This is a genomic window from Arthrobacter sp. UYP6 (assembly GCF_040547315.1).
GTDB lineage: Bacteria > Actinomycetota > Actinomycetes > Actinomycetales > Micrococcaceae > Arthrobacter_B.
The window spans coordinates 1-12,226 of record NZ_JBEPPM010000009.1; the positions used below are offsets into that span (position 1 = coordinate 1).

General features: G+C 64.0%; 13 protein-coding genes and 2 pseudogenes. 2 read left to right on the top strand and 13 right to left on the bottom strand.

All coding sequences use genetic code 11. The features are described from left to right. Positions 1-147: 147 nt before the first annotated feature. Positions 148-336 (bottom strand): annotated as a pseudogene (locus ABIB35_RS08995) (recombinase family protein); the annotation flags it as partial. 241 nt (positions 337-577) lie between these two features. Here ABIB35_RS08995 and ABIB35_RS09000 point away from each other — a divergent pair. Continuing rightward, the gene (locus tag ABIB35_RS09000; protein ID WP_354180711.1) at positions 578-748 is read left to right on the top strand and encodes a hypothetical protein; all 171 of its coding nucleotides are present in this window, start codon (positions 578-580) and stop codon (positions 746-748) included. A gap of 55 nt (positions 749-803) precedes the next feature. Continuing rightward, on the top strand, positions 804-989 hold the full coding sequence (locus tag ABIB35_RS09005) for a hypothetical protein (RefSeq protein ID WP_354180712.1): 186 nt from the start codon (positions 804-806) through the stop codon (positions 987-989). 9 nt (positions 990-998) lie between these two features. Here the strand turns inward: ABIB35_RS09005 and ABIB35_RS09010 are convergent. From ABIB35_RS09010 to ABIB35_RS09065, 12 genes and pseudogenes are all read right to left on the bottom strand, one after another. After that, positions 999-1,734 (bottom strand): annotated as a pseudogene (locus tag ABIB35_RS09010) (SCO1664 family protein). A 21-nt stretch (positions 1,735-1,755) separates the two neighbouring features. Continuing rightward, positions 1,756-3,231 (bottom strand): aldehyde dehydrogenase (NADP(+)), encoded by a 1,476-nt coding sequence (locus ABIB35_RS09015; protein ID WP_354180713.1) that lies wholly within the window; start codon positions 3,229-3,231, stop codon positions 1,756-1,758. A 7-nt stretch (positions 3,232-3,238) separates the two neighbouring features. Continuing rightward, complete coding sequence (locus tag ABIB35_RS09020) at positions 3,239-4,741, bottom strand: FAD-dependent oxidoreductase (protein WP_354180715.1); 1,503 nt, start codon at positions 4,739-4,741, stop codon at positions 3,239-3,241. Continuing rightward, positions 4,738-5,013: a (2Fe-2S)-binding protein gene (locus ABIB35_RS09025; protein WP_354180717.1), complete on the bottom strand. Its 276-nt coding sequence runs from the start codon at positions 5,011-5,013 to the stop codon at positions 4,738-4,740. Before ABIB35_RS09025 ends, ABIB35_RS09020 begins: the two co-directional genes overlap by 4 nt. Beyond that, positions 5,010-6,191 carry an NAD(P)/FAD-dependent oxidoreductase gene (locus ABIB35_RS09030; RefSeq protein WP_354180718.1) on the bottom strand — a complete coding sequence of 394 codons (1,182 nt, stop codon included), beginning with the start codon at positions 6,189-6,191 and terminating at the stop codon, positions 5,010-5,012. The genes ABIB35_RS09025 and ABIB35_RS09030 overlap by 4 nt, the downstream gene beginning before the upstream one ends. 3 nt (positions 6,192-6,194) lie before the next feature. Further along, a complete protein-coding gene (locus tag ABIB35_RS09035; protein ID WP_354180720.1) occupies positions 6,195-6,887 on the bottom strand; it encodes a GntR family transcriptional regulator in 693 nt (230 codons plus the stop codon). Positions 6,888-6,922: 35 nt separating this feature from the next. Then, on the bottom strand, positions 6,923-7,882 hold the full coding sequence (locus ABIB35_RS09040) for an ornithine cyclodeaminase family protein (RefSeq protein WP_354180722.1): 960 nt from the start codon (positions 7,880-7,882) through the stop codon (positions 6,923-6,925). Then, complete coding sequence (locus ABIB35_RS09045; RefSeq protein ID WP_354180723.1) at positions 7,879-8,880, bottom strand: proline racemase family protein; 1,002 nt, start codon at positions 8,878-8,880, stop codon at positions 7,879-7,881. Before ABIB35_RS09045 ends, ABIB35_RS09040 begins: the two co-directional genes overlap by 4 nt. 97 nt (positions 8,881-8,977) lie before the next feature. Further along, complete coding sequence (locus ABIB35_RS09050; protein WP_354180724.1) at positions 8,978-9,883, bottom strand: dihydrodipicolinate synthase family protein; 906 nt, start codon at positions 9,881-9,883, stop codon at positions 8,978-8,980. A gap of 112 nt (positions 9,884-9,995) precedes the next feature. Continuing rightward, complete coding sequence (locus ABIB35_RS09055) at positions 9,996-10,871, bottom strand: substrate-binding periplasmic protein (RefSeq protein WP_354180725.1); 876 nt, start codon at positions 10,869-10,871, stop codon at positions 9,996-9,998. Between the two features lie 59 nt (positions 10,872-10,930). After that, positions 10,931-11,584 (bottom strand): amino acid ABC transporter permease, encoded by a 654-nt coding sequence (locus ABIB35_RS09060; protein WP_354180727.1) that lies wholly within the window; start codon positions 11,582-11,584, stop codon positions 10,931-10,933. Next, a complete protein-coding gene (locus ABIB35_RS09065) occupies positions 11,581-12,225 on the bottom strand; it encodes an amino acid ABC transporter permease (RefSeq protein ID WP_354180729.1) in 645 nt (214 codons plus the stop codon). The genes ABIB35_RS09060 and ABIB35_RS09065 overlap by 4 nt, the downstream gene beginning before the upstream one ends. Position 12,226: the final 1 nt, after the last annotated feature.

Consider the following 12,226-nt stretch of genomic DNA (forward strand, 5'->3'; position numbering starts at 1 on the left):
GTGGATAGAGGACCGCTATAACCAGCGCCGCCGCCACTCTTCAATCGCTAATGTCAGCCCCGTGGACTTTGAGCTGGAATACTCATCACAGGGCGTAGGGATCGACCTCGCCGCTTAGCCCCTGTCCACCATCCGGGGTCAAGGCCAGTGGGCTTCCTGGCTCTTGGAGAGGTAGGGTTGCTTGCCGAGGAGCCGCCCTTTGGCCTTGGCGACCTGCATGCCTTCGCGGGTGCGGGCGCGGATGAGGTCTGATTCGAATTCGGCGACCATGGCCAGGACGTTCAACAGCAGCCGGCCGACAGGGTCGGAGGGGTCGTGAATGGATCCGCCGATGCTCTCCAAGGGCCGAATAATCTCATAGGGGAACCGCACAGCCAGCAGCTCTATTTCCCCGCGGTGCCTCATCCCCGCGGCCTGCGGCCCTGAGTAGGGCCGATGGAAATGGACGACTCGCGAAGCTCACGTTCCCAGAGGATGTGCACATGGCGATAACCCCCGACACCAAGAACTGGACCTGGGTCCTGGACGTCCCTGCCCCGAGTGCGGGTTCGACGCCGCTGCGGCGGATTTTCGCGATGTGCCAGGCCTGCTCCGCGGCAGCGCGGACGACTGGCGGCGTATTCTCTCCGATCCGGCAGCGGTCCAGCGGCCGGATGAGGGCACCTGGTCGCCTTTGGAATACGCAGCCCATGTCCGGGATCTGTGCCGCGTCTACCGGGCGCGGCTGAATCTGATGCTGGTTCGCTGACTGGGATCAGGATGCAATCGCCGTTGCCGAACGGTACGCGGAACAGGATCCGGCAGTGGTGGCCACCGAGCTGGCCGCGGAAGCGGAAAAGACAGCGGCAGCCTTCGCCGCCGTCGAACCCGTTCAGCTGACCCGGCGCGGGCTGCGCTCAGACGGCAGCGCCTTTACCGTGGATACCCTGGCCCGCTACTTCATCCATGACGCGCTCCATCACGTCTGGGACGTCCGGCCCCAGAACTAGAAGAATCCGTTAGAACAGCGGCCAGGGCACAGCCGGCATCCCGCCGCTCGGAGCCGGAAACACTCCGGCCGAACGTAACCGGGCGCAGCGCGCGGAGAGTGAAGCAATCTCCTCGGCGGTGAGCAGCTCGGCCAGCTTTCGGCCCAGCTCACCCTCCAGACCGGCGAGAACACGATCGACGCCCTCGAGTTCCTCGGCGGTCAGCGCCTCTCCGATCCAGCCCCACAGCACCGTCCGCAGCTTGTGGTCGCTGTGGAGGGTGAGCCCGTGGTCCACGCCGTACCGGTGCCGGTCGGCCATGGCGAGGATGTGGTCGCCTTTGCGGTCGGCATTGTTGACGACGACGTCGAACACTGCCATCCGCCGCAGCGCCGGCGAGTCTTCGTGTACGAGGGCGACGATCCGACCGTTTTCGTCCTGACCCTCGAGGACCTGTTTCCAGCCGGTTTCCGGCACGTCGTCCGCCGCCACCAGGTCCACCGCGGTCTGCTCCGGATCCGTCTCCTGCCAGAGCTGCACCGTTCCCTCACCGAGCGGACCGTCCCGCAGCCAGGTGCGCGGGACGGTATTCCAGCCGAAAACCTCCGAAACCAGGTAGGCGGCCACCTCGCGGTGCGCCAGAAACCGTCGGGAAAGTCCCACAGCGGCTTCTCGCCCGCAATCGGTTGTCGACGACGGCCGCGTCGCCGATGCAGCCCAGGAAGGTGGCGTTCGACGCCGTCTTAATGCCGCCCCTGAGCGTCAGCTCGCGACGGGCTCAGATGGCCTAGGTCCGCTCGCCGTTGATTAGGCGCGGAATCCCCAACGGATTGTCTTCCTTCAGAGACAGAGGCAAGAGATGCTCGGGGAAACCCTGATAAGCGACAGGCCGCAGGAAACGGCCGATGGCAGCAGTGCCCACGGAGGTGGAGCCGACAGCAGTGGTGGCCGGATAGGGCCCGCCGTGCTGCTGGGCATAGGTGACCGACACTCCCGTTGGCCACTGGTTCCAAAGTACGCGGCCGGCCTTGCGGGCGAGCACTTCCACCAGACCCGCCATATCGTCCTCGTCAGTGCCGAAGACCGTTGCGGTCAACTGTCCTTCGAAGGTAGCGGCCAGTTCCGGAAGCTGGGACACATCGTCGTACTCCACAACAACAGCGGTAGGACCGAAGCACTCCTGCTGCAGCTCGCGGGGTGAGGCGAACACGTTCTCAGCCGTCGTCAGTAGGAGAGTCGGTCCTGGTGGATCAGCCAGCGGGTTTGGGCCCTGAGCCAGGACGGAGAACCGGCTGTTGGCAGTTAAGGTACCGAGAACCTCTCGGTAACCCTGGTGGAGGCGGGAGTTGAGCAGTTTGGCCTCCGCCGGCAATGCTGCCTGCCGCAGCGCCTCGGTAAGTCCGGAGCCGGCAGGGACGAACAGGGTGCCCGGCTTGGTGCAGAACTGGCCCGCACCGGCAGTGAAGGACCCGACGAAGCCGCTAGCTATGTCCGGCCCGTTCGCTGCTGCAGCAGCAGGTGTCACAAAGACCGGGTTGTTGCTGCCCAATTCGCCGTAAAACGGGATCGGTTCCGGACGCGAGTTGGCGATATCGAACAACGCCCTTCCCCCGGAAATGGAACCCGTGAAGCCTGACGCTTTCACCCGAGGGTCCGCCAGCGCCTCGCTGCCGGCATCCGTCCCGAAGATCACGGAGAACGTCCCGTGCGGTGCGCCGGCAGCGGCCAAAGCTGCGGAGACCACTTCACCGGTCTGGGCAGACAGAAGCAGGTGGCCCGGATGGGCTTTGAGGATCACGGCATTTCCTGCCGCCAGCGCCGACGCGGTATCGCCGCCGGCCACCGAAAAGGCAAACGGAAAATTGCTCGCAGCAAAAACAAGGACCGGCCCGATCGGCTCCAGCACGCGGCGCAAATCCGGACGCGGCGCACCCATGGGCCACTCGGGATCCGGATGGTCGATCCTCGCGTCAAGGTATCCGCCGTCGCGCAGGACCTCGGCGAAGAGCCGCAGCTGAAAGGTGGTGCGCTTCAATTCGCCGGTTAGCCGGGCCTCGGGCAGGTTGGTCTCGACCATGGCAGTCGGGACAAGGACGTCACGAGCGGCATCGAGCGCATCGGCCACCGCTTCCAACGCGACGGCACGCTCGGAAGGCAGCCGGGCAGCCCAGATGCGGGACGCGGTCTCCGCGGCGGCAAGGATGGACTCCAGCTCGGCGGGTTGGGTGGCTTCCGGGATTGTGGCAGTGGATAGGGTCATCATGCTTCTCCTAGCTGTGTGACGGGGTTTCGGGGACCTGAGGGTCCTCAAGGGTGAGTAGTTCGGATAGGGCCACAGGGATTCCGACCGGCCGCTTGGACACGGAGCGCAGGGACTCAACCGAGGCGGTGCCGGTCCCGGCAAGGCACGAGGCAGCGAATCCGCATACCTTTCCCTGGCACCAGCCCATGCCGGTACGTGTCATGGACTTGAGGGTCCGCGCGTCCGTGGCGCACAGGTGTTCTTTCGCGGCCGTGATTTCCCCGGCTGTGACTTCCTCGCACCGGCACACCAGGGTGTCCGGGCGGAGCAGGCTCTGCCAGCCGGCGGGAAGCGGGTGGGCCAGATGCATGGCCCGGGCGAAGGCCCGATAGGTGGCTGCCTTACGCACAAGCGCCTGCGTTTCCGCGGGAAGCGCAGCGTCGGGTGCAGGGCCAAGTGTTGCTCCTGCGGCCTCGCGGGCAGCGGTCCGGCCGGCAATCAGGCCCTCGATAACGGCCAGCGCAGCGCCGCCGACGCCGGAGACTTCCCCTGCCAGGTAAAGGCCAGGCACGGACGAGCGCAGTAGTTCATCGGTGACACCAATGAGGGAACCGTCGTCGTCCAGTCGGGTTTCCGCTCCGAGGGACAGCGGCAGCTCCAGTTGCGGGGTGAAACCCCAGCCCAGGCCGACAACGTCCACGTTCTGAATCAGGCGCGCGCTGCCGGGAACGGGCCGGCCCTGAGCATCCAGCTTTACGGTGCGCACAGCTTCCACCCGGTCCGTGCCCAGGATTTCGGCGACGACGGTGCGGAGGCGGAAACGAATGTGATGCCGGAGAAAAGCGGCCAGGTATTCGGCGCCTTCGAGGCCCTTGGACGGAACCCGCATGGCTGTACCCAAATGGGGCAGCCAGCCGGTGAAATTGGTGGCCTCGCACACGGCGGCCACGGTCCCGCCGGCCGCTGCGATGTTTGCGGCCACCGGCAGCAGGAAGGGCCCGGTGCCGGCCACGACAAAGCACTTTCCCGGGGGCAGGCCGTTGGCCTTGATGAACGCCTGGATTCCTCCGGCCGCCATGACGCCTGGCAGATCCCACCCGGGTACCGGCAGCTGCCGGTCGTAGCCCCCGGCGCAAATCACCATGCGGGAGGCGCGGACAGTCTGCGGGCCGGAATCATCCGTCCCGGTCCGGACGCTCGCGGTTGAGCGCAGGGTGAATGCGGTGTTTTCGTGCTGGGCCATCCAGACATGGCGGCCCGGGTGGTATGCCAAGGTGCCGGCCGCAACAGCAGAGTCAAAGCGGGCGCGCAGATTGAGATAGGTCTTCCAATCGTGGTGCCCTGCACCGTCGTCGCCTGACGGTATGTCTTCGGGCCGGTGCCGCCAGAACTGGCCACCAGGCTGGTCATTCGCGTCTATGCAGACCACACGGGCACCATGCTCGGCGGCGCTGACGGCCGCAGCCAGTCCGGCGGGTCCTGCACCGACGACGCAGACGTCGTAGGTGACGTCGTCGCGGCGGGCGCTCATTCGCCTCCTCCGTCGCGGACGGATTCCGCCCCTGTTATCGACATGCCGTCCCTGACCCGGACCATGCAGGCCCGTTCGTTGGGTTGCCCGTCAACCTCCACCAGGCAGTCGAAACACACCCCGATGCCGCAGAACAAACCTCGGGGACGGTCCTTTTGACGCGTACTGCGCCATGACGTGATGCCGTTTGCGACCAGGGCCCCTCCAACAGTGGCGCCGTCCGCTGCCGTGATGGGTTGCCCGTTGAACGTGGCTCGTATCGGTGAGCTCATGCGCTGGCCTCCTGAGCATCAAGTGCGGTGGAATCAAACGCCCCAAAGCGGGCCGGGGTGAAAGGTTCCAGCGACAGGTCAGGCGTTTTGCCGGCAAGGGCCTGGGCCATCAGCTTGCCTGTGCCCACGGACAGGCCGATGCCGGCACCTTCGTGGCCGCTGGCATGCCACAGGCCCGGAGCGCGATCGTCTGGCCCGATCACCGGCAGATGGTCAGGGCAGTAGGGGCGGAAGCCATGGTAGTGCCGCATGATTTTTACCTCCTTAAGGAACGGGAACAACGCGGCGGCATTGGCGGCGATTGTTCTCAGGGCCGGTACGCTCACGGTGCGGTCGAACCCCACGCGTTCCCGGCTCGAACCGATCAGAATGCTTCCGGCCGGTGTGCCTTCCACCACGGGCGATGACTGGAGGCCAGCGTCGGAGCTGCCCACGTTGTCCACGTATTCGGCCGCATAGACCTTGTGGTGAATCATCGGCGGAAGCGGCTCGGTGACCAGCACGTAGCCCCGGCGGGGATTCACCGGTACGTTGACTCCGGCCAGTGCGGCGAGGCCCGAGGCCCAAGTGCCTGTCGCATTGACGACGGCGTCGGCGGCGAAATCCCCTGCCGTCGTCCGGACCCCCGTGACCCGGCCGTGGCTGCGCAGGAATTCAGTGACGCGTGCCCGGGGGACAAAACGCGCGCCATTCATCCGCGCCATCCGCAGCAAGTGTGCTGCCGCGAGCATCGGCTGGACCTGGCTGTCCTCCGGGTAGTACGCGGCACCCACCGCGGCTGGCGAGATATTCGGTTCCAGCTCCCGCAGTTCTTCCAGGGAGAGTGACTTCACGTTGATTCCGAATGCGCGCTGCGCTGCCATCAGGCGGTTCAGTGATGTGAGAGAGGAATCCCGGGAGGCAACAATGATGCCGCCCTTGCCCTCGAACTCCCATTGGCCGGCGTGTTCTGCCAAATCGTTCTTCCAGACCCCGAGCGAATACTTGGTCAGTTCCAGCTCCGGGCCCAGTTCCTTGTCGGAAACAAGAATGTTGCCTTCACAGGCCGAAGAGGTCCCACTCGCCGGCAATCCGCGGTCAAGCACGGTGACTTTTAGGCCCTCGACGCTGGCAAAGTAGGCAATGGCTGAGCCAACAATGCCGGCGCCCACCACGAGCACATCGCTGGGTGCGTTCATGCTTTACTCACTTCTGCTCGATTCGTCTTCGGTACCCCGCGCCCACAGGCCACGGGCATGCGCAATGTGCTGGTTCATCAAGGCGCGCGAGCCCTCAACATCGCCGGCCTGCATCAGCTCCAGCAGGGTGTGGTGCTCCTGGGCTGAGCCGGCCAGCTTGTTTTCACGGACCAAGGTCTGCAGTCCGTACATGCGGGTGCGACGGCGCAGGGACGTTGCCAGCTCGGCCAGCTGCTGGTTTGTGGAGTAGGCCAGGATTGCAGCGTGGAGTTCCCGGTCGCTGACGAGATAGCCGTTCAGGTCCTCGGCCTTGGCGGCGGCCATGCATTCATCCGCGAGCCGCCGCAGCTCGATGAAGCCCTCCGGGGGGATGGTCCCCACCACCCGCGCCACGGTGGGCGGTTCGATCAGGAGCCGGATTTCCGTGATGTCGTCCAGCTCCTTGTCGGTGACGGAAGTGACCCGGAAGCCTTTGTTTTTCACTGTTTCAACCAAGCCCTCACGGGCCAGGTCCATCATTGCTTCACGCACCGGCGTCGCGGAAACACCCAGCACGATCCCCAGCGCCGGCGCGGAGACAATCTCCCCTTCCATCAGTTCGCCGGTGACAATGGCGGTGCGCAGTTTCTCTGTGACTGATTCCCTCAGATTCAGCGCACGTGAAAGCGGGGCAAGCGAACGGGCGGGAGAGTTCATAGTGGTTCCTTGAGGGTATGCGGCAGTGCCGAGTGTCATGAGCTTCGGCCTTCTTCATACACCACGGCAGCTGTGACAAGGTCTTCCCAGGCCATTCCGACTCCGGTGAACAGGCAGCACGTTGCGCGTCTTCTGGCCAGTTTCCCGAGGACCAGGTCGTGCAGATTGGGAGGATTGATTTCCTGCCATTCCCGCACGCTGCGTGCGGGAATAAGGTCGCCGTTTTCCCGCCAGGCCGAGGCCCGTCCTTCCACCACCACGTCGCTGCGCCGCACCAACGCGGCGTCGACCTCACGGGCATCGAGCCCGTGCTGGCCGACGGAGGCGATGATTGCACCGTCCTTGGGCAGGGCCCCGTCGAAGAGCGGTTCGGGTGAAGAAGTCACACACAAAATGACATCGGCCGCCGCCACCGAATCTTCCATCGCTCCGGAGGCGTCCTGCACCCGGATCCCTTCCGCCGCCAGCGTCCGGATCAATTCCTCGACGCGGTGCGGACGCCGGCCGATGACCGAAAATTCAGCTTGGGGGAACACGGCGCGTGCCGCGCGGATATGGTTCAGGGCCTGGATGCCAGCCCCGAAAACCAGGATGCGGGGCGTACTCCCGATCCCTTCTCCCTCCGGTGCTGCTGCCGCGATGTGCTTGACCGCAGTCAGGGTGGTGGCCGGGGTCCGGATGGCGGTCAGCTCGGCGCCGTCCATGGTCGCGACAGGTGCCAGTGTTGCCGAATCGAAAAGGATGTAGATGCCTTGGATTTTTTCCAGTCCGCGGGCGGGATTCTCCGGGGCAATGGTGGCAGCCTTGATTCCGCTGTAGCGGGTGCCCTCCGTCGGCATGATCAGGAATTCTCCAGCGGGGGCGGGGCTGAACAGACGGGGGCTGTCGAGCTCAGGGTCCAAGCCGCCGAGCAGACTCTCTTCTATAGCCTGCACGGCCCGCTCGAAGGGGACCGCAGCGCGGACAGCGGATGCGTCGAAATAGGGAATAGTCATAGCAGGAACCCCTCGGGGAACGGATCCGACGGGTCCAGGAAATACTGTGCAGTTCCGGTGATCCAGGCCCGGCCGGTAACGGTGGGGACGACGGCGGGGCGGCCGGCAACAGTGGTTTCCTCGACGAGCCGGCCGGTAAACCGTGATCCAATGTATGACTCATTGATGAAATCCTGGTTCAATCCCAGCTCGCCCCGTGCATGCAGTTGGGCCATTCTGGCGCTGGTTCCCGTTCCGCATGGAGACCGGTCAAACCAGCCGGGGCAAATTGCCATCGCGTGCCTGGAATGCTCGGCCGTGGACCCCGGAGCCATGAGGTAGACGTGATGGCAGCCCCGGATGTCGTTGCGCTCAGGGTGCACAGGTTCATCGGTGGAGTTGATGGCTTCCATGATCGCCAGTCCGGCCGAAATCAGGTCCTCCTTGCGCTCCCGCTCAAACGGCAGCCCGAGATCCTCGAGCGAAACCACGGCATAGAAGTTGCCGCCGAAGGCCAGGTCATAGCCGACTATCCCGTAACCGGGAACCTCGACCTTCGCATTCAGGCGTTCCGCGAAGGAGGGAACATTGCGGATGGTCACGGACTCCGCCTGGCCATCCCTGACCGCGACTTCGGCAATGACCAGTCCGGCGGGGGTATCCAGGCGAATGGTGGTTACCGGCTCGATGACGTCGACCATTCCCGTCTCTACCAGCACCGTGGCCACGCCAATGGTGCCGTGCCCGCACATCGGCAGTAGTCCCGAGACCTCGATGTAAAGCACGCCAAAGTCGGCGTCGGTCCGGGTGGGGGGCTGCAGGATTGCACCGCTCATGGACGCGTGGCCCCTCGGCTCGGTCATCAGCAGCGTGCGGATCCAGTCCGAGTGTTCCATGAACCACAGCCTGCGCTCAGCCATGCTGGCCCCGGGGATGGTCCCGACGCCGCCCGTAATCACACGGGTGGGCATGCCCTCGGTGTGCGAATCGACGGCGTGGAAGACACGTGTGGTTCTCATGCTTGGCACGTTCCTTTTGGTGGTAGGGGAGCTAAGGGGTAGGGGTCCGTCCGGCGACTATTGTGCCGGACGGACCCCCGGCGGCGCGGGCAGGGTGTTACTTATAGCCCTTGGCCAGCGCGGTCTTCGTATCCTGGACAACCTGCGCGTGCATCTCAGGGGTGAGCGGACCGCGAGGCGGCCGGCAGGGACCGCCGCGCAGGCCTGCTATGTCCATGGACAGCTTGATTGACTGGACGAATTCAGTCTTGGAGTCCCACCGCAGCAGAGAATGCAGGTCCCGATAGATCACGCGTGCCCGCTCCAGATCCTCGAGCCGGCCTGAGGTGGAGAGCTTGTACAGTTCGACGGTGGATTCCGGGATGGCATTGGGATAGCCGGATACCCAGCCGACGGCCCCGGCAATGCCCATTTCCAGGACCGTGTCATCGGTGCCGATGAGTAGGTCCATCTCCGGGGCCAGTTCCTTGATCTCATAGGCCCGGCGGACGTCACCGCTGAACTCCTTGACGCCGACAATGTAGCCCTCACCGTGCAGCCGAGCGATAAGGCGCGGCGTCAGGTCGACCTTGGTGTCAATCGGATTGTTGTAGGCCACGATCGGCAGACCGATCGTGGCGGCCCGGCGGTAGTGGTCAACGACCTCCTCCTCGTTGGCGCGGTAGCTGTTGGGGGGCAGCAGCATCAAGGCGTGGGCGCCGGCCTCGGCGGCCTGCTCGGCCCAGTACTGGGTCTGCAGGCCGCCATATGCACCAACCCCCGCCATCACGGTAAAGCCCTCCGGGGCGGCTTCCACCGCCGTGGTAATGACCCGGGCCCGCTCCTCCTCGCTCAGCGTCTGGTACTCACCGAGTGAGCCGTTGGGGGCAACGCCGTCGCATCCGTTTGCGGCCAGCCACGCCACGTGTTCGGCGTAGGCGTCGTAGTCAACGCTCAGGTCGTCTTTGAACGGCAGTGCGGTGGCGACGAGCACTCCGTGCCAGGGTTTTTGGGTCTCGGTCATTTCTTGAATTCCTTTCGGGAAACCAGCGGCAGGGCACGCCGCCGGTCGGTGGAGATCAGCCCGCGACGTAGCCCATCTGAGGCTGACGAGGGTTGGGCTGCGGGGTGGGGGACTAGCTGGCGGGGACTACGTACTGCTCATCGGCGACCTTTCCAAGTCCTTCGGACAGGCCGGCATCGACCAGGAGCTTGCTGATGGTCCCGTCTTCGCGCTGGGCTTCGATGCCGGCGCTAAGGGCATCGCGCAGGCTGGTGTTGCCCTTTGTTAGGGGGAAGGCAGCCTCGGGGGCCGTGACAATCGCCCCTACGCGCTCGTCAGGGTTGTCGTTCGCCAGAGCCACCGTGATGTCGTCTGCACCCTTGAACTGGATTACCTGTACGCCGTAGGCATCGACATCTGCGTCCAGTCGGCCGGCGTCGAAGTCGGCTTTAAGTTCCACGCTGCTCGGGTAAGTGACCAGGCGGTCGCCCAGGATTTCCTTGAGGTCCTCCACCCACAGGTAGCCGTCAATGGTTCCTACCTTGTCCATCTTTTCCAGATCATCGACAGTAGTTGCCCCGGTTTTGGATGCGATGCCCATGCCGTCAAGGTAGGTAGAGGCCGAGAAATCGACGGCCTTGAGCCGTTTTTCGGTCGCATCGATGGTTCCAACTGCTATGTCAATGCTGTTCCCCGAGATGGACTGGACGGCATCGGCGTAGGTGGCCGGCTGGTAGGACAGCTCGAGGCATTCCTCCTCGGCGATCTTGTTGACGATGGAGATGTCGATGCCCTCGGGATCGCCACTGTTGTAGCTACTGAACGGAGGGATGTCGATTACCCCGACGGTGAGCTTTCCGGCGCTTACTGTTTCAATGCCCTCATGCTTGGGAGTGCAGTCCGAGGTGGAACTCGCTTCAGAAGATGAGCCGCAGGCGGTCAGCCCGAAACCGAGTGCAATCGTGGTGACAGCAAGAACGCTTGCACCCTTAATACGGTTGGTATTCACTTTTTTCTCCTAATGGTTGGTTGGCGCAGGATGGGAAGCGGTAAGGAAAATCTGGGATGTCACGCGTTGCGTGCCATGCGCTTTTCGAAAAAGACGGTGATCCAGGTAGCGGGCATGGAAATCACCGCGTAGCAGAGGCCGGCGAGGGCGAAAATCTGGAGATAGTTGAAGTCTTCGCTGCCGATGTTGTAGGCAGTCTTCATGAGTTCCGGGACGGCAATGCCGTAGGCCAGGGAGGTGCCTTGGAAAACCTGGATGGCAACACCCATGAGCCCGGGGACCGCGGACCGCATGCCCTGCGGCAGGATGATGCGGAAAAAGCTGTCCTTGTTCGCAAGGCCAAGGGCGTTCGAAGCCTCGTGCTGTCCGCGGGGAACCGACTGGAGCCCGGCGCGCATAATCTCGCTCGAATAGGCCGCAGCGTTCCACGTCAGTGCCAGGCACGCGGCGGTGATGCTCTCGAACGCGATCCCGAACTTCGGCAGGCCGTAGTAAACGAGGTAAAGGACCACCAGTGCAGGTGCGCCTCGGCCCACCTCCACCACCGCGAGGCCGAAGGTGCGGACAGCGAGGTTCTTGGCGGACACCATGAGGCTGAGGGCAAGCCCCAGCGGATAACCGAAGAAGATGGAGACGCCGGCGATCATCAGGCTGACGCTGAGGCCGGACAACATTTGCGGGAGGTAACCCGCCCAGTCTGTAAGCCAAGTCATGCGTAAATGGCCTTCCTCATGCGGGTGTCAAGGCGACGGGACATATAGGCGACAGGCAAGCTCAGCCCTATATAGAGGGCACCCACGATGATGTAGGGGAAGATCCCTTCGACGGTGGGGTGCTGCCTGGCGAAAGCCTGGGACTGGAAAACCATCTCGGTAACGATGATGGTTGAGGCGATGGACGAGTCCTTCAGCAAGCCGGTCAGATAAGTCGCAATCGACGGGGAAACGATGCGAAATGCCTGCGGAGCCATTACCCGGGAGAATGTCGTTCCGCGGGCCAGGCCCAAGGCGTCTGCGGCCTCACTTTGTCCCCGCGGCACGCTCTGAAGCCCTCCGCGGTAGATCTCGGCGAGATACGCCATGGAGACAACGCCCAGGCCGACTACCGCAGCACTGACGGGACTGAATTTAAAGGTGCCTAACTGGATGCCGAATTTGAGGAGGAATAACCACACGATGATTGGTACTCCCCGGACAAAATCTACGAAGAGCCGGCATGCCAATCGAACAAGAATGTTCGATGATGACAGGCCGACAGCCAGTGGAACGGCGCCGACAATTCCTATGGCGAAAGCAGACACTGTCAGCCAGAGGGTCATGGGCAGCCCCTGGAGCACTGCTGATAGGGCGTCCATG